General features: G+C 63.0%; 10 protein-coding genes and 1 pseudogene. 1 reads left to right on the top strand and 10 read right to left on the bottom strand.

Features of this window, described 5'->3' with window-relative positions:
• Nucleotides 1-12: 12 nt before the first annotated feature.
• The 7 genes from C0606_08485 to C0606_08455 form a co-directional block, all read right to left on the bottom strand.
• Nucleotides 13-1,161, bottom strand: a complete 1,149-nt coding sequence (locus C0606_08485; GenBank protein PLX38243.1) for a galactonate dehydratase — start codon at nt 1,159-1,161, stop codon at nt 13-15.
• A gap of 66 nt (nt 1,162-1,227) precedes the next feature.
• Nucleotides 1,228-2,553: a C4-dicarboxylate ABC transporter permease gene (locus C0606_08480; GenBank protein PLX38242.1), complete on the bottom strand. Its 1,326-nt coding sequence runs from the start codon at nt 2,551-2,553 to the stop codon at nt 1,228-1,230.
• Nucleotides 2,553-3,179, bottom strand: a complete 627-nt coding sequence (locus C0606_08475; GenBank protein ID PLX38241.1) for a C4-dicarboxylate ABC transporter permease — start codon at nt 3,177-3,179, stop codon at nt 2,553-2,555. The genes C0606_08480 and C0606_08475 overlap by 1 nt, the downstream gene beginning before the upstream one ends.
• 65 nt (nt 3,180-3,244) lie before the next feature.
• Complete coding sequence (locus tag C0606_08470; protein ID PLX38240.1) at nt 3,245-4,270, bottom strand: C4-dicarboxylate ABC transporter substrate-binding protein; 1,026 nt, start codon at nt 4,268-4,270, stop codon at nt 3,245-3,247.
• Between the two features lie 69 nt (nt 4,271-4,339).
• Nucleotides 4,340-5,068, bottom strand: a complete 729-nt coding sequence (locus tag C0606_08465) for a FadR family transcriptional regulator (protein ID PLX38239.1) — start codon at nt 5,066-5,068, stop codon at nt 4,340-4,342.
• A gap of 410 nt (nt 5,069-5,478) precedes the next feature.
• The gene (locus C0606_08460) at nt 5,479-11,835 is read right to left on the bottom strand and encodes a hypothetical protein (GenBank protein PLX38238.1); all 6,357 of its coding nucleotides are present in this window, start codon (nt 11,833-11,835) and stop codon (nt 5,479-5,481) included.
• A 477-nt stretch (nt 11,836-12,312) separates the two neighbouring features.
• Complete coding sequence (locus tag C0606_08455) at nt 12,313-14,979, bottom strand: trimethylamine-N-oxide reductase (GenBank protein PLX38237.1); 2,667 nt, start codon at nt 14,977-14,979, stop codon at nt 12,313-12,315.
• Nucleotides 14,980-15,120: 141 nt separating this feature from the next.
• On the opposite strand from C0606_08455, the gene C0606_08450 reads away from it, so the two are divergent.
• Nucleotides 15,121-15,834 (top strand): two-component system response regulator TorR, encoded by a 714-nt coding sequence (locus tag C0606_08450; GenBank protein PLX38236.1) that lies wholly within the window; start codon nt 15,121-15,123, stop codon nt 15,832-15,834.
• Here C0606_08450 and C0606_08445 read toward each other — a convergent pair.
• From C0606_08445 to cobZ, 3 genes and pseudogenes are all read right to left on the bottom strand, one after another.
• Nucleotides 15,804-17,093: a hypothetical protein gene (locus C0606_08445; protein PLX38235.1), complete on the bottom strand. Its 1,290-nt coding sequence runs from the start codon at nt 17,091-17,093 to the stop codon at nt 15,804-15,806. The two genes, C0606_08450 and C0606_08445, sit on opposite strands and share 31 nt — an antisense overlap.
• A gap of 108 nt (nt 17,094-17,201) precedes the next feature.
• The gene (locus tag C0606_08440; GenBank protein PLX38234.1) at nt 17,202-18,620 is read right to left on the bottom strand and encodes a hypothetical protein; all 1,419 of its coding nucleotides are present in this window, start codon (nt 18,618-18,620) and stop codon (nt 17,202-17,204) included.
• 1,253 nt (nt 18,621-19,873) lie between these two features.
• A pseudogene (gene cobZ, locus C0606_08435) lies at nt 19,874-21,223 on the bottom strand (tricarballylate dehydrogenase).
• Nucleotides 21,224-21,353 lie beyond the last annotated feature (130 nt).

Below are 21,353 nucleotides of genomic sequence, written 5' to 3'. Positions count from 1 at the left end.
CGTCCTGCGCTCCTACCATTCGGCAACGCTCCCGTCTTCGTGCCGCCACAGCGGATTGCGCCAGCGATGGCCCTTTTTCGCCTGCTCGATAACGAAGGCCTCGTTGATCTCGACGCCGAGGCCGGGCCGCTCAAGCAGCGGCAGGTAGCCATCGCGGATCTGCAGCGGCGCCGGGTCGACGAGATAGTCCAGCACGTCATTGTCGACATTGTAGTGGATGCCCATCGACTGCTCCTGGATGAACGCATTGTGCGACAGGAAGTCGAGATGCAGCGAGGCGGCGAGCGTCAGCGGTCCAAGCGGGCAATGCGGCGCCAGCGCCACGTCATAGGCCTCGGCCATGACGGCGATCTTGCGGGCCTCGGTCAGACCGCCGCAATGGCTGATATCGGGCTGGATGATATCGACCATGCGCGCTTCGAGGAGATCGCGGAACTGGAAGCGGGTGTGCAGCCGCTCGCCGGTAGCGATCGGATAGCCGAGCCCCCCGGCGATCTGCGGCAAGGCATGCAGATGCTCGGGCAGAACCGGCTCCTCGACGAACAGCGGGTGGAACGGCTCCAGCTCCTTCAGCAGCGCCTTCGCCATCGGCCGGTGCACCCGGCCATGGAAATCGATGGCGATACCGACCTCCGGGCCGACCGCCGTGCGGGCTTCGGCAACCCGCGCCACCGCCTCGTCGATACGCGCATGGCTGTCGATGATGGCAAGTTCCGGCGTGCCGTTCATCTTGAAGGCCGTGAATCCCTTTTCGACCACCTCGCGGGCCTGCCGGCCGATATCGTGCGGCCGGTCGCCTCCGATCCAGCAATACATCCGCATGCGGTCGCGCACGGCGCCACCGAGCAGCTCGTGCACCGGCACGCCGAGCGCCTTGCCTTTGATGTCCCACAGCGCCTGGTCGATGCCGGCAATGGCCGACATCAGGATCGGCCCGCCGCGATAGAACGAGCCGCGATAGAGCGTCTGCCAGATGTCCTCGATGCGGCGCGGGTCGCGGCCAATGAGCATGTCGGCGAATTCGTCGACCGCCGCGGCAACGGTCGCCGCACGGCCCTCGAGAACCGGCTCGCCCCAGCCGCAAACGCCCTCATCCGTATCGATCTTGAGGAACAGCCAGCGCGGCGGCACGAGATAGGTGGTCAGCTTGGTGATCTTCACGAGAGCCTCTCCCGCGGGTGGTGAAGGAGCCGGCACGGATACCGCGCCGACCCTAGATATTTTGTATCAGCGGCCGGTGATCCCCGGGAAGACGATCAGCAGGCCGACGGCGAATATCTGGATCGCGATGAACGGCAGCAGCGAGCGGAAGATCGTCCCGAGCGATATATCGGGTGGAGCCACGCTCTTGAGATAGAATGCGGCCGGCCCGAACGGCGGCGACAGGAAGCTGATCTGCATGTTCATGGCGAACACGACGCCGAACCACACCGGATCGTAGCCAAGGTCGTTCACGATCGGCACGAAGATCGGCATGGTCAGAAGCGCGATGCCAACCCAGTCGAGGAACATGCCGAGGATGAACAGGATCAGCATCATGAACAGGATGATGATCGTCGGGTTGTCGGAAATGCCGGTGATCAGCGCCGAGACGAACTTGATGCCGCCCATTAGGTTGAAAACGCCGACCAGCGCGCTGGCGCCGATGCCGATCCACACGATCATCCCGCAGGTGGCGAGCGTCTGAAGTGCCGCCCCGCGCAGCATATCGAGTGTGAACTCCCGCCGAACGATGGTCGAGATCAGCACCCCGAGCACGCCGACCGCCGAGGCTTCCGTCACCGAGGCGATGCCGCCATAGATCGAACCGAGCACGAAGGCAACGACCATGATCGGCAGGATGATGCCCTTGAGGAGCTTCAGCTTGTCCTTCAGCGGGGTCGTGTCGGGCACCGGATCCGGCGCCAGCTCCGGGTTGACGTAACAGCGGATCAAAATGAACACGACGTAGAACGACGCCAGCATGAAGCCGGGGACGAAGGCGGAGGTGAACAATTCGCCGATCGAGACGTTGGCCGTCAGGCCGTAGATGATCAGCACGATCGACGGCGGCACCATGGTGCCGAGCGAGCCGCCGGCGCAGATTACGCCGATGGCGAGGTGCTTGTCGTAACCGAGCCGCAGCATCTGCGGCAGGGCGAGCAGGCCAAGAAGCACGATCTCGCCGCCGATGATGCCGCTCATCGCCGCCAGGATCACGGCAACGAAGATCGTCTGTACGGCAACCGCGCCGCGCAGCCGGCCGCCGAACAGCTTCATCGCGTCGAACAGGTCGCGCGCGATGCCCGATCGGTCGAGCAGCGCCGCCATCAGCACGAACATCGGCACCGAGACGAACACGAAGGAGGAGACGAAGGAATAGACGCGGCTGGTGATCAGCGGCACGGCCATCGGTCCGAACCAGCCGAGCGCGAAAATCAGCGCGACTAGCAGGGTGACGAAGGCAAGCGGCATGCCGGTCAAGAGAAGGCCGAGCAGCATGGCGAACATCAACAGCGTGCCGCCTTCGATACCGAGCGCTTTGAGATTGAACAGGAAATCGAGGGATTCCATCACGCGTCTCCCTCTTGCGCGTCGGCGTCATCAGCCGCCTTGGCGGGGTCTTTCGCAAGCGCGCCGCGTGCGTAATTGAACGCCAGGATCAGGAACTGCAGCGCCAGAACGACGAGGATCACCAGCATGAAGATCTTCAAAAGCGCCGGCGTCGGCGGGTTCCAGGCACTGCCCGAGGTTTCGAGCCGGAACCGGCCGCCGGGCGCAAAGGCCGCGCGCTGCACCATCAGCCACGCCGCGTAGGCGAAAAAGCCCGCCGAGACCGCGCATACCAGCGAGATCACCACGTCGAGCGCGCGGCGCGCGCGCGGACCGATCCGGTCGTAGATGATGACGACGCGGATATGGGTGTTGCGCGACGCGCAATAGAGGCCGCCATAGATGAAGGCGATGGCGCACAGAAAGATCGTCGTCTCATGCGCCCAGATGGTCGGCGCGTTGAGCACGTAACGCAGGAACACTTCCTGGATCAGAATGATCATCGACAGGAAGATGCCGACGGCGAAAATGATTCCGCCCTTGTCGATCAGCCAGCCAAGGCGGCCGGCCTCCTTGATTGCCCCGAGTTTTGTTCTGTCTTCGATGACCGGGCGCTCGATCGCCAGGTCCGTTTCGTCGCCCGACATGCGCGCATCCTCCACACGGAAGGCCGGCGGCAGGCCAACCCGCCACCGGCTTTTTCCGAACGGTGTTACTTCACCAGACCGTTTTCTTTCAGATACGTGGTCAGCACGTCGTACACCTTCTTGGCGTTCTCGCTGCGCTCCGCGACCTTCTTCCATTCGCCGATGGCAATGGCGCGGAACTTGGCACGCTCTTCGTCCGACCAGTTGTGGACGGTGATCTTGCCGCCGGCTTCAGCCGCCGCGACAGCTTCCTTGTCCTTGGCTGCAAGAGCCGCGACCTGGCTGCGCGAGAAGTCCTTCACGGTTTCCTCGAACGCCGCCTTGATGTCGGCCGGCAGGGCGTCCCACTTCTCCTTGTTCATCGAAACCTCGACGAGCGGCATCGAGTGGAAGCCCGGATAGATCGGGTGCGTGGCGATGTCGTTGAGACCCTGCGCCTGATTGGTCGAGAAGACGGTGTAATCGGCCGCCTCGATAACGCCCTTGTCGAGCGCGGTGAAGACTTCCGAGCCCGGCAGGTTGACCGGCGCTGCGCCGGCGGCGGCGAACACCTGCTGCACGAGGCCTTCCGGCGCACGCATCTTGACGCCCTTCAGACCGTCGACGGTGTCGATCGGCACGGCCGAGACGAAGGCTTCGAGGCCCGGCGTCGTAGCGCCGATGAAGTGCAGGCCATAGGGCTCGACGAGTTCATTCATCAACTCCTTGCCGCCGCCCTTCTCCATGAAGTCGAACATCTGCTGCGGATCCGACCAGGCGCCGACCGGATTGGCGATCAGGCTGAACGCGGCATCCTTGCCGGAGAAGTAGGACGTGTCGGTGATGTGGCCGTCGAGAATACCGGCCGCGATCGCGTCCTGGGTCTCGTTGTGCTCGACGATTGAGCCGACCGGCAGCAGTTCAACCATTACCTTGCCGCCGGTTTTCTCCGCCAGCGCCTTGGTCCAGCCGGTCTGCAGGATGAAGTTCGGGTTGCCAGCCGGATCGCTCGACTGGAACTTGAACTCGTAGTCGGCCGCCAGCGCGGGCTGGCCGAGCACGGCAAGGCCCACCGTAGCGGCAAGAGCCAGTGCGAAACGTGAGGATTTCATCGAAGTTCTCCCTATCTTTCCGAGCCCATGTTCGTTCCCAAGCCCGGTTCTCGTTAGGCAAGGCCGGGCTCAGGATCGAGCCGGCAGCGACCGCGCCTTCACCAAGGCGAGGAGTTCGTCCGCTTTTTCCGTGAGTTGCACACCAAGGTCGAAGGCGGTGCGGTCCATGACGCTGATCGACGCGTCGTAGGCTTCTTCCGGTTTGCGCAGGCGAATATATTCCATCACCATGCGGTGGCGCCCGAGACTGTCGCTCAGTTCATCCGCCGTCGCATTCGACTTGCGGATCACCAGCATGATGGCGGGGTTGAGGATGTGGGCGAGCTGCGACCAGATAAGGTTGTGGGTCGCCCGGTAGATCGCCGTGTGGAAGGCGATGTCGGCAAGGCTGAAATCGGTCGGATCGCCGCCGAGTGCCTTTTCCATGTCGAGATAAGCCGCTTCCATGGCGGCAAGGTCCTGCGCCGTCGCCCGGGTCGCCGCGATCGCCGAGATATACGGCTCGATGGCGTAGCGGAAATCGAACACCTCACGCAGAAAATCCGGATTGGGATTGGCGTAGTCGACCATCCAGCGGGTGACGGTGGGATCGAGCAGGCTCCATTCGCGGAATTCTTCAACGACCGTGCCCTGGCCGACCAGACGCCGGATGATGCCGAGCGAGGTCAGAACCTGCAGTCCGCTCCGAATAGAGGCCCGGCTGATGCCGAGGCTTTCCACAAGGTCGGTTTCCTTCGGCAGCATGTCGCCGGGATTGTAGCCGCCGGAAAAGATTTCCTCGGCAAGCTTCTCCGCCACCCGGTTCGCGAGATCGCGGGTCGCTGAGGTAAATCCGGCGGGCTGGGTTTGAGAACCCATGGCACGCCCCTCCCATATGTATTCTTATTTGAACATATGATCGCATAATTCAGACATACATGCAATCCATGTCTGACATATGGGCGTGCGTTAGGGTTTCCGCCGTAGTGCGGGAGCTCACGGCCGCGACAAACTGAGATTTTCAGTGCCCGTTTCCCCGCGAAAAGCACGCGCGGCCGCACCCGCGCGGCGACCGGGCGTCACTGCGCGGGAACCGGCGCCGGCGCCCTGTTGTGTGAAATGTTCAGCCGGTCGTCGTGTCAGCGCGGCAACGCTCCCGACCACGGCTGCCGATGATTTCCCATCAACGGCAACCGCCCCGTGACAAAACGAACCAGAGACCGTAGCCGTTACACGAAGACGAAGTCGTCGCTATCGAGATCGGCAACCAGAACGTCTTCAAGAACGATCGTGTTGTCGGCGTCGAACGTGATGGTCGTATCCGTGCCATCGTCCGTCGCGGCCGCAAGCACGGCAGCGTAGTCCGCAAAGACATCGGTGCTGAACTCGATCACGTCGTCCGAGGCGGCGCCCGTCTGGAAATCGGTCAGGGTATCGTGGCCGAATGCGCCATCGGCATAGACGAAGCTGTCCGACCCGAGCACGCCGGTGAGGCTGTCGTCGCCGAGCCCGCCGGCAAGCCGATTGTCGCCATTGTCACCGGACAGCGTATCGTCGCCGGCGCCGCCCGTCAGGTTCTCGACATTGATGATCAAGGCCATGCCGGTTCCCGTCCCGGCCGCAAGATCGGCGGTGACGGCAGCTGTTTGTTTTGAATAATCGAGCGTATCTTCGCCTGCGCCCCCAGCAAAAACATGACCCGCAGCGTCAAGATTGACGATCAGAAGATCGTCACCGTTGCCACCGTTGACCGTGATCCCTCCCGTTAAGTCCGTCAGTGAGAAATCACCAGAGAGTTCGACCGCGTCACCACCATCGCCCAAGACGATTTCGATAACTTCCGTGTTTTTGAGCACGGAAACATCGGGGGCATCCAAGCCGTCATAGTCGATGTAAATCTCGCCGTTGATGAAACCCTCTACCGCAAAGGTCTGCGATGAAGCGTTTGCGGCGGTGCTTCCATCGGCGTAAAGCGTGTGGTTAGCAACGATGAGCAAGTCGTCGTCATTGCGACCGTCCACTTGATCATCGCCATCGCCGACGAAGTGATAGATGGTATCGTTGCCGCCAGCGGCATTCAGCCAATCATCACCAGCGTTGCCATAGAGAACGTCATTTCCAGTACCGCCGTTGACGGTGTCATTGCCATCGCCGCCCCAAAGGGTATCGTTGCCGTCACCACCTAGAACACTATCGTCGAATTCTCCTCCGTCGATGAAGTCGTTGCCGGCGCCACCGTCAAGCGTGTCGTATCCATGACCACCAGTGATGGTGTCGTCGCCTTCTTCCCCATAAACTTCATCGCCGTGCTCCTCGCCATCAATGCTATCAGCACCCGTTCCGCCGTAAATCGTATCCTTCCCGGAGCCGCCAATTAACGTGTCATCACCGCCATTGCCGAGTATTTCGTCTCTGCCATCGCCGCCATCGATATAGTCGTCGCCCTCACCGCCGATGAGTGAGTCATCTGTGTCACCGCCAATTATGGGATCAACCGCACCGGGCCCGCCGAACACCACATAGGACGCGCCGGAGCCGTCGCCATTTGGATCGGCGTGGGAAGCGCCAATGATCAAGTCATCAAAGCCATCGCCGTTGACATCGCCGGCACCGGAGACAGAAACACCGCTTTGGTCACCTGCTGCCTCCCCGTTGATCTGGAACCCGTTGATACCGCCGAGGCTGGAGAGTTCCAGATTGGCAGTGAAACCCGATGCTTTGCCGAAAACCACATAGGATGCACCGGAGAGATCCCCATTCGGATCGGCACCGAAAGAACCGATGATCAGATCATCGTAGCCATCGCCATCAACATCACCGGCACTGGAGACGGAATGACCGCTCTGGTCGCCCGTTGCCTCTCCGTTGATCTGGAAGCCGTTGGTGCCATCAAGGCTGGACAGTTCGAGACTGGCTGCGAAACCCGAAGCCTGACCGAACACCACATAGGACGCACCGGAGAGATCCCCATTTGGATCGGCGAAGTCGGCACCAAGAATAAGATCATCGAAGCCGTCCCCGTTGATATCTCCGGCGCTGGAGACCGACCATCCGCTTCGATCGTCCGCAGCCCCACCGTTGATCTGGAATCCGTTGGTACCGTCAAGACTGGACAGTTCCAGATTGGCTGCGAAACCCGATGCTTTGCCGAAAACCACATAGGATGCACCAGAAGCAACTCCGTTCGGATCGGCATAGGGCGCGCCGACAATCAGATCATCGAAGCCGTCACCGTTGATATCGCCAGCACTAGAGACGGAATGCCCGCTGTTATCGTCTACTGTCTCACCGTTGATCTGGAATCCGTTGGCCCCGTCAAGACTGGACAGTTCCAGATTGGCTGCGAAACCCGATGCTTTGCCGAAAACCACATAGGATGCACCAGAGGCATCCCCATTCGGATCGGCACCGAAGGCACCAACGATCAGATCATCGAAACCGTCACCATTGATATCGCCAGCGCTGGAAACTGAATCGCCATTCAGGTCACTCGCGGCCTCACCGTTGATCTGGAAACCATCGGTGCCGTCAAGGTTTGAGAGTTCAATACTGGCGGAATAACCGGTCGCCTTACCGAATACCACATACGACGCGCCGGAGGTGTTCCCATTCGGATCTGCGAAATAAGCGCCGATGATCAGATCATCATAACCGTCGCCATTGACATCGCAGGCGTTGGAAACGGACCAGCCACTGCGGTCACCCACGGCCTCTCCGTTGATCTGGAAACCATCGGTGCCGTCAAGGTTTGAGAGTTCAATACTGGCGGAATAACCGGTCGCCTTACCGAATACCACATACGACGCGCCTGACTCGCTTCCGTTCGGATCCGCACGGAAAGCACCGATGATCACATCATCGAAGCCATCGCCGTTGATATCACCGGCACTGGAGACGGAATACCCGCTATAGTCTTCTGCAGCCTCGCCGTTGATTTGAAAGCCGTTGGTGCCATCAAGGCTGGAGAGACTGAGTTCAGCTGGATAGGCTCCCGCTTCGTTGACATCCCCCACCGAGATTGTCACCGTCTCGGTATAGGTCGCACCGTGGGCGTCGGTTACGTCAACGCTCAGGTCGTAGGTATTGGTCGTCTCGTAGTCGAGTGCGCCGGCGACCGTGATCACACCGGTCGCACCATCGATGGCAAAGGGACCGGAGTCCGTATTCTCGGTGAACTGGAAGCTATGCGTCTCGGACGCAATGGCACTGTCGGCGTCGCTGACGGCAACCGTGCCGACGACGTCGCCCGGCTGCGCATTCTCCAGAATGGTGTTGTTCGACAGTGTGATATCGCTCGGCACATCATTCGGGACGTCCACCCGCGCCACCGTGCCGTCGCTGAACTGGAAGTTTTCGACATTGGCGAGAACCGTCGTCGTTCCATCCGGCGAACCACCGCGCGTGTCGACCAGCAAATACGAGCTGTCGCCATTGACCGTGACGTCGTAATCCGCCCAGGTCCCGGTGAAGACCGCCGTGTCGACTCCGTCACCACCGCTCAGCGTGTCGTTGCCACCTCCGCCGATGAGCGTGTCGTTGCCGTCAGCGCCTGTAATGCTGTCGTCGCCAGAGGATCCCGTGATCGTTTCGGGTATGACATTGTTGAGGGTCACGGCCTGATTGGCCTCGATATAGAGACCTTCGGCGTCCGTCACGCGAACCGTGATGTCGAGGGTTTGCGCCGTCTCGTAGTCAAGCTGCAGCGGATCGGCGACCGTAATCACGCCCGTCACGCTGTCGATGGCAAACGCGCCATTCGCATCGTCGGTCAGGCTGTAGCTCAGCACATCGCCCGCATCCGGGTCGCTGCCCGTCGCCGTGCCGACAACCGTGCCGACTTCCGAGTTTTCATCGATCGCATTGACCGAGACAGCCAAGCTGTCCGGCACCTCGTCGATGTCCCGGATTTCGAGCGTGACCGTCTCGTCGCGCGTCAGCCCGCCCGTGTCCGTCACGCGAACCGTCAGGTCGAGGGTTTCCGTCGCCTCATGATTGAGCGCGCCGGCCACCGTAATCACGCCCGTCGTGCCGTCGATGGCAAACGCGCCACCGGCATCGTCGGTCAGACTGTAGCTCAGAACATCCCCCGCATCCGGGTCGCTGCCCGTCGCCGTGCCGACCACCGTGCCGAGAGCTGTGTTCTCGTCGAGACCGTTATTCGTAACGACATCGGCATTAAACGCGATGCCAAGGCTGTCCGGCGCTTCGTTGACATCGCCCACCGAGATCGTCACCGTCTCGGTATAGGTCGCACCATGGGCGTCGGTCACGTCAACGCTCAGGTCATAGGTATTGGTCGTCTCGTAGTCGAGCGCGCCGGCGACCGTAATCGCACCGGTCGAGCCATCGATGTCAAAGAGGCCAGCACCGGTTCCCCCGGTAATCTGATAGCTGTGCCCCTCGGATGCGATGCCACTGTCGGCATCGCTGACGGCAACCGTGCCGACAACGTCGCCCGGCTGCGCATTCTCCAGAATAGTGTCGTTCGACAGTGTGATATCGCTCGGCGCATCATTCGGGACATCCGCCCGCGCCACCGTGCCATCGCTGAACTGGAAGTTCTCGACATCGGCGAGCACTGTCGTCGTTCCGTCCGGCGAGCCGCCGCGAGTGTCGACCAGCGTGTAGGAGCTGTCGCCGTTGACCGTGACGTCGTAATCCGCCCAGTCTCCGGTAAAGACTGCCGTGTCGACACCATCACCACCGCTCAGCGTGTCGTTGCCGCCGCCGCCGATAAGCGTATCGCTGCCACCTCTGCCCTCCAGATAGTTGGCATCGGAAGAACCGGTGATGGCATCGTTGCTGTCACTACCCTTGACGTTCTCGATATTGGAAAGGACGTCCGAGCCATGTCCGGTGGCAGTCCCCAATTCAAGATTGACCGTCACCCCGCTCGTAGCATTGGTGTAAGATGCCCAGTCGACACCGTCGCCACCATCCATGGTGTCGTTTCCGTCGCCACCCATAAGTGTATCGACGCCCGAATCGCCTGAGATGACATCATTTCCGTCACCCCCGTTGACGAAATCATCGTCCGCGCCACCGCCCAGCGTGTCATTGCCGTTGCCACCATGAAGGGTGTCGTTGCCGGCATCACCGGACACGGTATCGTCGCCATCTCCGCCGAAGAGCCAGTCGTCGTCTCCCTGGCCACTCAGAAAATCGTCGTCACCGCCGCCTTTCAGCGAGTCGGAACCAGCGCCGCCGCTCAGCGTGTCGTTGCCGCCATTGCCAGACAGCGTATCGTTGCCGTCGTCGCCCACCAGATAATTGGCGGCGGCAGAGCCTGTGATTTCATCATCGCTCGCACCGCCCTTGATGTTTTCGATACTGACAAGACTGTCCGAGCCGATACCAGCCGCGGTACCCTCGACGAGGTTCACTGTCACACCACTTGATGCAGCGCTGTAATACGCCCAGTCGACGCCGTCACCGCCATCCAGGGTGTCGTCTCCGGTGCCGCCAATGAGAGTATCGTCGCCACCGTCACCATTGACGCTATCGTTGCCGACGCCACCGTTCAGCAAATCGCCGCCGCCGCCACCATACAGCGTGTCGTGGTGAACATTGCCGTACAGCGTGTCGTTACCGGCACCACCACTCAGCGTGTCATTGCCATCGCCGCCGCTAAGTTTATCGTCGCCGTTATCTCCCACCAGACGATTGGCGTCTGAAGAGCCGATGATTTCGTCATCGCCGGCGCCGCCCTTGACGTTTTCAATACCGAAAAGAGAGTCCGAGCCTTGTCCGGCGGCGGTGCCCTCCTCAAGGTCAACCAATACGCCACCCGAGGCGTCAGTGTAGTACGCCCAGTCCGTACCGTTGCCACCATAGATGAAGTCGTCGCCAGCTCCGCCGATAAGAGTGTCGTTATCAGCGTCACCATAGATGCTGTCGTTTCCACCACCACCAACGACAAGATCATTGCCGGTTCCACCACGGATGGAATCGTTGCCGCCCCCGCCGTTCAGCGAGTCGTCGCCATCATTTCCCAACAGATGATTGGCAGCGGACGTGCCGGTGATCTCGTCGTCGCCGGCACCACCCTTGACGTTTTCAATACCGAAAAGAGAGTCCGAGCCTTGTCCGGTAGCGGTGCCGTCCTCAAGGTTCACTGTTACGCCGCCCGAGGCATCAGTGTAGTAGGCCCAGTCGATCCCGTTTCCACCATATAAGGTGTCGTTGCCAGCCCCGCCGATAAGGGTGTCGTCACCGGCGTCGCCATAGACTTGATCGGCGCCACCATCACCGTCGACCCAATCGTTGCCGTCCCAGCCTCGAAGGGTATCTTGCCCGGCGCCTCCGGAAATTTCGTCATCCCCGACGTTTCCCGCCACGGTGTCGTTGCCGTCGCCACCGAAAATTGTATCGTTGCCGTTGCCGCCGGCGATTGAATCATTGTCATCCCCGCCCCGAATGGTGTCATTGCCGTCGCCGCCCGCAATGATATCGTCGCCCTGGTTCCCCTCCAGAGAGTCTGCGCCCGCGTACCCTTTGATCGTGTCGTTCCCCGACAAGCCTGAAATCGTGTCTGCGCCTGAAGTGCCGTTCAGCGTGTCTGCGCCTGAAGTGCCATTGGTCGCCATCTGAAAATCCCCCGGAGAAAATACATTCTAAACGTGTCCATCGACCCTATTCGGGTTGTAAATTTCTATCAACAAGGAGGCCGGAAGTTTTCTGAAAATTTCGGATATTCTGACAAGCGTATTTCGATCGACCAATAAAGACATTGAAATTATGGGGGAAATACCCCAACGAGCGGAGTTTCCATTCGAAATACCATCATGTCTGCGTTGTATCTGAAAAAGGCACTGGTTGCATGAGCTCCGCGACAGAGCCATCAAGGGTCGAACGGCTCGAAGCGCAATTGAGTCAACGCATACGGGAGCGCGCATCTCCGCGCCCACCGGCGACACAATTCGACTGAGAGATTCTTCGTGATTGTCGCCACGCCCTTTCACCGCATCCAATCAGCCGGATTTTGCAGCAAAAAGCCGGGCACAAAGGCCCGGCTCGTTTCGTGAAAAAGGTGGCCGGCGTGGACCGGCCACCTTCCTTGATGCTTACTTCTTCGCGTCGGCGGCGCGGGCCATCAGGAACGTTTCGACCGTTGCCCGTTCGGCATCGTCCAGCCCGGCTCGTTCGAACATCGATGGCAGCACGGCTTTCCACTGCAGCTGGGTGTAGTGGCTCGGCTCGCGCGGCGCATGACACACCGTGCAGCGTTCGTAGAAGAGCTTTTCCTCCGGCGTCATGTCGGCCATGATGTGCTCGAAGATCCCCTCGACCCGGCCGAGCCCGAGCACCTCTTCATCGATCGCGGCCAGCTCCATCTCGACGATGGCGGGCTTGTCGTAGGCCAGGTTCGGCCCTTCCGCATCCTCGCATTTGCGCATCGAGACCAGCACGGTGTTCGCCGTCGTGGCATTCGACAGCCCGGAGGCCGGCCGCGCCGAGGTCAGGAAGTTGGCGAGGCCGGAATTGTCCCGCCCCTTGCTGTCGAGCGACGGCCAGCAGCCCTCGTAGAGCGACACCACGCCCGGCATGATCTCGTCGGACACGACCGCACCGGCAATCACCGTGCCGCGTTCGTTGTAGAGCTCGACCAGATCGCCGTCGGCGATACCGCGGGCAGCGGCATCTTCGGCGTTGATCCGCACCGGCTCGCGACCCTGCACCTTGTAGAGGGCGCGCAGATTCGCCGACTGGTCCATCTGGCTGTGCAGCCGGTACCACGGGTGCGGGCTGACCATGTGGAGCTGGCCGTCCTTGGCGTTGCCGAGGAATTCGGCCGGTTCCTGCCACACCGGCATGCCCGGGCAATCCTCGATATTCATGTCCGCGATGGTACTGCAGAACATCTCGATCTTGCCGGTGACGGTGTGCAGCGGGTTCGCTTCGGGGTCCTCGTAGAACGCCCCGTGGCGCACCCATTTGCGGGCCGCGGCCGGCATCGGCATGCGGGCATAACCCTTCTCCCAGAACTCCTCGAACGGCGTCTCCTTCGCCGCGCCGGACTTCGAATAGGCCGCCTTGACGTGGTCCATGAATTCGAGCGAGTCGGTGAACTTCGCCCAGAACCCCATCTTTTCCGCCAGCGCCTCGAAGATCTCGTAATCGCTCTTGGCCTCGCCCATCGGCTCGACGACCCGCTTCATCGCGTAGACGCGGTCATTCGAATACGTACCGCCTGAAGTGATGTCGTTGCGTTCGAGCGTCGAGGACGCCGGCAGGACGATGTCGGCCCAGCGCGTCGCCGCCGTCCACCACACATCGACGCTGACGATCGCGTCGACCTTGGCGAGCGCCTTGATCAACCGGTTGGTGTCCTGCTGATGCGACATGAAGTTGTTGCCGGCGTTGACGATCATGTAGACGTCCGGATACTCCCGTGCGATGCCGTTATAGCGGAACTCGCCGCCCGGATTTTCCAGCATCTCGGTGATGCGGCTTGCCGGCGCGATCTTGTCGACGAAGTTCTTGCCCTGGCTGAGGCCGACCGGCGTCGCGTTGCCGCCCTGCGGCATGCCGCCATTGCCGTAATGCCACGAGAAACCGACGCCTGCGCCCGGAACACCGATCTTACCGGTAAGCGCGGCGAAATTGACGATGGCCCAGTGGGTCATCTCGCCGTGATGGGCACGCTGCAGCGACCAGGCACCGGCGATTTGGGTCTTCGACTTGGCGAACAGTTCGGCCAGTTCCTTGATCTTGGCCTCGTCCATGCCGGTCATCGCCGCCGCCCAGGCCGGGGTCTTCGGCGTGCCGTCCGTCTCGCCCTTCACATAGGCGATCCACTTGTCGGCGCCCGTCGTGTATTTGGCGATGTAGTCCTTGTCGTCGAGACCGGCATCGAGCACGTGATAGGCCATCGCCAGGAACAGGGCGACGTCGGTATTGGGAACGATCTTCACCCACTCGGCATCGAGGAACTCGTCGGTCGCTGTACGCTGCGGATTGATCGAGACAAACTTCACGCCGGCATCGCGGATCTCTTCCCAATGGGCATACATGCCGTGGTCGGCGACGCGATATTCGACGCGGTTGTTCTTGATCGGATCGGCGCCGACGAGAACGAACACCTCGGTGTGGTCGCGGATGACCTCCCATGCAGTCTGGGCCGAGTAGACCTCCATGTCGCCGATGATGTGCGGCAGCGCGACCTGGCTTGCACCGGCCGACCAGTCGCCGGCAGTGACCGAGCAGCCGCCAATCAGGTTGAAGAACCGGCCCTGCATCACGTTCGGACGGAACACGCCGGCATTCGCCCAGCCGCCATAGGACGAGCTGAAGATGCCCTCGTTTCCGTGCTTCTCGATCGTATCGAGGATGGCTTTCGCCGTCAGGCTGAGGGCGGTGTCCCAATCGACACGGACCCACTCTTCCTTGCCGCGCAGCTCGCGCTTGGTGTCGCCGCTCTGCCAGCCCTCGAGGTAGGACTTGCGCACCATCGGATAGTCGACCCGCGTCTTGTCGTTGGTGCGGTCGAGGATACCCAATGACAGCATCTCGGTCGGGCGCGAATCGAGCTCGATCATCGGCGAGATGTTGACGATCTTGCCATCGCGCACGACGGCCTCGAACGGGCCGAAATGGGTGGCGTGAAAGATGCGGTCCTGGAACGAGTTCGGGTCGATGGACGCGAGCGCCGTGGTGTTCCACAGGCTCGACAGGCCAAGCGCCCCGGTACCGATCAGAAAGCCGCGACGTGTCGTATGAGCGAATGTCATGGCAGTTCTCCTTGCCCCTTCGGAAAATTCGATTGCCATGACGCTACGCCCGGCGTGTGAACCGGTCTTGCGGGGGATGTGTACGCGCTGTAGGAAGATGTAAAAGAATGTAAACGGAACGGCGCCGGGAGAAGTCGGGGGATGAGCCATCACATCGTGATCATCGAAGACGATCCCGTCACGCGCCGCCGCCTGGCCGCCCAGCTCAAGCAGCAGATGTACCGCGTCAGCGAGGCCGCCGACGCCACGGTGATGGAAGAGATCATCGCCCGCGATCCGGCCGACGTGCTGCTGGTCGACATCAATCTGGAAGGCAAGGACGGGCTCACCATCACCCGCGAGCAGCGCGCCCGCTCCGATGTCGGCATCATCCTTCTTACCAGCCGGACCGATCAGATCGACCGCATTGTCGGGCTCGAGCTCGGCGCCGACGACTACGTGACGAAGCCGTTCGACAAGCGCGAGCTTTTCGCCCGCATCAAGAACCTGGCCGCGCGGGTCGCGGCTTTGCGCGCGATGGAAACCGAAAGCGCGGCACCGCCGGCCGTGCAGCTCGGACGCTGGAAGCTCGACCGGGCACGCCGCCGCCTCGTCAACGATGACGGCGACATCGAAGCCCTGACCCGCGCCGAATTCGAGCTGCTCGACGCATTCGCCGGCCACCCCGGCGTGATCCTGAGCCGCGACCGGCTGCTCGACATGATCCAGAACCAGCGCTGGGCGCCCGACAACCGGACCATCGACGTTCTGGTCGGCCGGTTGCGCAAGAAGATCGAACCCGATCCCTCGCGCCCGGAATGGATCATCACGATCCACGGCGAGGGCTACATGCTCGCCGAACTCTCCGACAGCTGAAGATCCAGGCCACGGGCAGCATCCCTCAGCCGGGCAACGACCGCGGCCGCCTTGTCATCGATGCCGGCGAGAGCACCGGACACATCGCTGCCATTGCGCGCCGCGGCTTCGATCTCGCCGAGCGCCGCGCAGAAGTCCGACAAGGCGAAATTCGACGCAGCTCCCTTCAGCCGATGCGCCTGCCGCGCGATGCCGTCCAGATCCGACGACGCGAATGCGGCCTGCATCGCCGCCAGCGCACGTTCCGTCTCCTCGATAAAGGCGTCGACGATGGCCGCCGTTTCTTCGCGGCCGATATCGGCGACATCGGCTGCGAGCGTCTCATGGATCGCATCGGCACCCGGCTCGCTTTCAGAGGCAGTACCCGGCTCGGTCCCGAGCAACGCGGCAAGCGAGCGCGGCGATAGCGGCTTGTGCAGGATGCGGTCGACGTTGAGTTCGGCCCGGCGCGCGGCAGTATCCTCCATGTGATGCGCCGTCAGCGCGACGATACGCGGCGGATGAGTGAGCTCGGCACGGATCCGGCCCGCCGCCTCTCCGCCGGACATGTCGGGAAGATCGATATCCATCAGGACGAGGTCGAACGCACCGTCGAGGGCAAGCCGGATCGCGTCCGCTCCGGTCTCCGCCTCGACCGCCGTACAACCGAGCCGCTCCAGATAACCGCGCGCGACCATGCGGTTGACCGCCTGGTCCTCGACCACCAGAACCCGCTTGTCGAGGGATGCCACCGCAGCGGTCTCGCGTTGATGGGACACCCGCTCGGGATCGCCGATCTTGAGCGGCACGGTGAGCGTGAACCGGGAGCCTTCGCCCGGCGCGCTTTCCAGCGAAAGCGACCCGCCGAGCGCCTCGGTCAGTCGGCGGCTGATGCTGAGCCCGAGACCGAGCCCCTCGATCGCGTTTTCCGGCCGCCCCGTACCGCGCGCATAGGCATCGAAGATGCGGGCGTGGTCGTTCAGCGGAATGCCGATGCCGGTATCGGCAATCGTGAAACTGATCACCGGGTCGCCGCTCGCGGGATCGGGCGCATGGTCGAGAATGATCGCAACGCTGCCCGCCTGCGTGTATTTCACGGCGTTCGACAACAGATTGACGACGATCTGGCGGATCTTCTGGACATCGCCGAGCAACACCGGCGGCACGCCCGGCGCCATGTCGATCGCCGTCTCGAGGCCTTTTTCGGCGGCATTGGCACGCAGATAGCCGGCCAGCTGTGCCATCAGTTCGCGCACGTCGAAATGGGTCGGGCTCAGCACCGGCCGACGGCTCTGCGTCGCCGCGTAGTCGAGGATGTCATTCGACAGGACGAGCAGGTTTTCCGCGCTCTGACGGGCGATCGTGGCGCGGTTTTTCCGCTCGTCCGTTTAGGCTTCGGCCTCAAGCAGGCGCAGCATGCCGACGACACCGTTCAGCGGCGTGCGGATTTCATGCCCCATCATGGCGAGGAATTCCGACTTCGCGCGGTTGGCGGCCTCGGCTTCCTCGCGCGCCCGGTCATGCGCGTGCATTTCCGTCACCACTTCACGGGTTCGCTGGGTGACCGCGGTCTCAAGCTCGTCGCGCAGACGCTTGGCCTCGGCCGCCCGCAAGCGCAGAACATGCAGCGCACGCTCCATCCGCCCGATCTCGTCGCTGCCGGTTTCCGGGATGGCCCGTTCATAGTCGCCGAGAGCCAGCGCGGTGATATGGGTCTTGACGTTGGCCAGACGGTCGAGCGTGCGCCGGCTGACACTGGCCCAGGCAAGGCCGGCGGCGGCAATCGCGACCAGCAGGAAGCCGGCCATACCAAGCGTGATCCAGCGCGCCAGCCGCTCGGTCCAGGCCTGGCTGGCAAGGGCTTCGGCGTGCATCCGGTCGAACAGGCTGTCCGAAAACGCCACGAGCGTCCGCGTCTGCCCCTGCATGCGCTTGAGCGCTTGCCCGAGCGTCTTCGATGTCGCGAGATACCCCGCCTGTGCAGTCAGGATACCGTCGGGATCGGTCTCGGAGGAAATGCCTTCGAGCAGGATCGTGACCCGGTTGCGGGCGCGGGTCGAGGGCAGATACTCGATACGGCCGCGCGCATTGGCGATTTCCTCGACGACGGTTCGCCGGGCGGCGGCCAGCGCATCCAGCGTCTGCAGGGTGTCGGCCGTGAGCAGCGTCGCGCGCAGCCTTTCGATCGCCCGGCCCAGTTCATAAAGCCGGTCGTAGGTAAAGAAGTTCAGATCGGCGAGATCATCGAGGCGCGGCGCGATGTCGTCGCCATTCTGGTCGTAGAGATCGGCAATGGCGGCGGTGATCTGAACCCGCGCCGTATCGGTTTGCTGGGTGAGGATGTCTTCCAGCTCGCCGAGCCGCGTGACGGTTTCGCGCAGGCGCCGGCGGATCACCTCACGCGTCTCGAGACGGGCAAGCGCCGCCTCATACTGGCTCATGACGGTCGCCTCGACCTTTGAAAGCGCCAGCGGCGTCGAGCGCTGCAGCTTCGGCGCCCGCGCGACGAGGTCGTTGACCGAACGTCCCAGCGCCTCGACGCGGTTCAAGAGGGCATTCTTGAGGAGAGCGAGATCCGCCGGATCGCCGACCTCCGTAAAGGACGTTCCAAGGCTGGCGACATAGGCGCTGTCGGCCTGGATCTCGCGCGCCAGGGCAGCCGCGGGAAGGTTCTCCTGGACCAGCGCCCTGTGGTTTTCCGTCAGATACCAGATGGAGCCGATCGCCACCGCAGCGACGAGGACGGTGAGAACCGTGATAAAGGCGAAAACCCTGCGTAACTGCTTGTCGAAACCCGCGCGTCGCATATCCGGTTCTTACGCGCACGCGCGGCGGCGCGCAATCTGCGCTGTCACCGCGTGTCTTTTCCAGCCGCCCCCGGCCCCGGCCGAAGCGGCATCCTTCGTGCGATCGCCCCCCGTTCGCCCGCATTGCGCAGAAGCGCGGCGGCACGATAGGCCCCATGCGAGAGTTTGGAGAAGGGAAGGGTCACGACCAGCCCGAGCACGCTGCCGAGGTGGAGCGCCAGCAGAAGCCCCATCGCGGACGTCTCCCGGAATGCCAGAAGAACGAGCCCGCTAAGCGCGACCACCGCGAGACTTGCCCGCGTAATCCGGTCGGCGGCTTCCATGCGCCGCGCCGCCGGACGCCGGTCGGCACGCAGCCGGTACCATTCGAGTCCCGCGAGACCGATGAGCATTGCAACGCCGCCAAGATTACCCAATACGACGGGCGGGCTGAGCAACGGATAGGGCGCGATCTGGCCGAACAGATAGTGCTGCACGGAACCGGCAAGGGTTGCGAGAAAGGTCAGGCCGAAGCCGTAGGCGGTGAGGTGATGAGCGATGCGACGGAGAGGTCCCGTCGGACCGTCGCGGGTTTCGCAGCCGGGTCCGCCGCCACCGAGATTGCGCAGCGTCAGGACATCCGCCAGCGCTTTCGCCCAGCTTCGCAACGAATAGCGGGCATCAGGCCCGGCTCCGCTCCGCCAGAACCGCCCGATGCGGACGGCGAGAACGAGAGCCGCAAGACCAAAGGCGAGCCCGGCGCCGACCGCCATCACCCTGTGCGGAATGACGGCAAAGAAACCGCCCGGTCCGGTGTGGGCGGACAACACCGTCTGCAATGGCACCATCAGCAGGACCGCGAGCGGAACACCAAACAGGCAGAGCGCATAGAGCGCGGCAAGCCAGGTGGTCCCCGATCCGCGCGCCAGCACCCCGCCGCGATACTGTTCGAGCCGCATCCCGGCCAACGCAGCGGGGAGATTGACCGCGAAGGCATGCGGCGGTGCGTACTGGCAATCGTCGTGGCAGGACCGGCAGTCGTGACACAGATGCGCCAGATGGTGCAGGTCTCCGTCGCGCAGCGCGGTGCGCAGCTCGGCGGCCGGGAACACGTCGCAAAGGCCAGTGCAGAACCCGCACGTGTTGCAGATGTTCAGCGCGCGCCGCGCTTCGGCGACCGGATCGGCGGGCGGGTTGTCCGGCACGGCGCCGGACGCCAGCCTCGGTTGGCATAAAGTCCCGCCGGAGCCAACGAATGCGTCCCCGGCCAGCGCGGCGGCATTACGCCCGGCAATGCGGCCAAAGACACCGCCGATCGTCAGCGCCCCGCCGGAAAGATAGCCCTCGCCCAACACAGCGCCGAACATTGCCGCTCCCGACGCGAAAAGACCCGGCGCGACACCCCCTCCCGTCAGACGAACGCGGGCCATGCCATCGACGGCAACCCCAAAACGGGTGAAGCCAAGGCCGGGCTGCAACGGGATCGCGGCATAGGGCGCCTGCAGCGACAGCGGCGCATCGGCGGACCGGCTGCGCGGAACTGCCGGCGCCGGACCGCCGGCAAGGTAAGTCTCGAGTTCCGCCAGGGTTTCGGCGAGCCCTGCCGGATCGATACCGCAGCGTTCCGCCAGTATTTCAGGGCTTTCCCCCGTGATTGGCGGGTAGAGCATTGCCGGCAAAGTATTGGCCACTTCGGCACCGAGCACCAGCCAGGCGCGCGGGTCCTCCCGCTCGCCAAGTATGTGGCCAAGATGAGAATGACGCGTCTGCCCGACGACAGCGCCCTCGTCGCAGAACCGCCGCCCGTGGACATCGACCACGATCCCCAGATGCATGCCGTCGATCCGGCTGACGATCCCCGCATCATCCATCGGTGCACGCGCGTCGACCGCAACGAGGTGCCCGTCGCCCGCCCGCCCAGCCGGCGCCGCCCCATTGGCGAGCAACCACAACAGCGGTTCGCCGCGCTGGAACGGTGTCCCGCGATTGGCGAAACCGCGCGCGCCGGGCCCCAGATGGCCGGCCAGCGCCGACCGGTCGGCGCCGTAGCCGCCGCAGGCGAGCACCAGCGCTGCCGTGTCGATGGTCTCGGCTCCCTCCGCCGTCACTGCCGCAATCCGCAGGGGGCCGGCGTTTTCGGCAACAAGGAGTGCGGGGTCGAGCGCTTCAACCCGCCAGCCATGGCGGATATCGACCCCAAGCCGTTCCGCCCGCCGATAGAGCACGTTGACGAGCGCCTGCCCGCCGCCACGGAAAAACGCGGTGCGTGGCGACCACGGGAGATTGCCGTCGCTCCATGGCTCGAAAGCCACGCCCTGCGCGGCAAGCCAGCTTCCGAGCACCGTCGATTCATCCGCGACAAGCTTCGAAAGCACCGGATCGGGCGCGCCGACGCGTATGAGATCGGCGGCAAACTCGGTGACCGGATACTGCGTGCGCTGCCACGGCGTTTCGCCATCATGGGCAAGCCGGATGTTGCGGGAATGGCGCGCATTGCCGCCCCGCATATGAAACGGCGCGGCGTCGAGCAGGACGACCGAAGCCCCAGCCAGCCGCGCCTCGATTGCAGCGCAAAGGCCGGCGAAGCCGCCGCCGATCACCAGAACGCCTGTGCTCAAACCCATGTGCCCGCATTCGTTTGGAATTCACCGGCCCTTCATAGCGCAGTCGCGCTATCGCGTGCACCACCACAGCCCTGCGCCGACGGTCGCACCGCGGCAAACGCCGGACGCACTCACCGCCTCATGCCTGTTG

This window comes from Hyphomicrobiales bacterium, assembly GCA_002869065.1.
In the GTDB taxonomy this organism is placed as follows: domain Bacteria; phylum Pseudomonadota; class Alphaproteobacteria; order Rhizobiales; family Rhodobiaceae; genus Rhodobium.
This window is presented reverse-complemented; position numbering and strand designations above follow the sequence as displayed.

Excerpts from the sequence above, each read along its gene's own strand:
- C0606_08480 (PLX38242.1), bottom strand. The coding sequence starts at position 2,553 with ATGGAATCCCTCGATTTCCTGTTCAATCTCAAAGCGCTCGGTATCGAA.
- C0606_08475 (PLX38241.1), bottom strand. The coding sequence starts at position 3,179 with ATGTCGGGCGACGAAACGGACCTGGCGATCGAGCGCCCGGTCATCGAA.
- C0606_08470 (PLX38240.1), bottom strand. The coding sequence starts at position 4,270 with ATGAAATCCTCACGTTTCGCACTGGCTCTTGCCGCTACGGTGGGCCTT.
- C0606_08460 (PLX38238.1), bottom strand. The coding sequence starts at position 11,835 with ATGGCGACCAATGGCACTTCAGGCGCAGACACGCTGAACGGCACTTCA.
- C0606_08455 (PLX38237.1), bottom strand. The coding sequence starts at position 14,979 with ATGACATTCGCTCATACGACACGTCGCGGCTTTCTGATCGGTACCGGG.
- C0606_08450 (PLX38236.1), top strand. The coding sequence starts at position 15,121 with ATGAGCCATCACATCGTGATCATCGAAGACGATCCCGTCACGCGCCGC.
- C0606_08440 (PLX38234.1), bottom strand. The coding sequence starts at position 18,620 with ATGCGACGCGCGGGTTTCGACAAGCAGTTACGCAGGGTTTTCGCCTTT.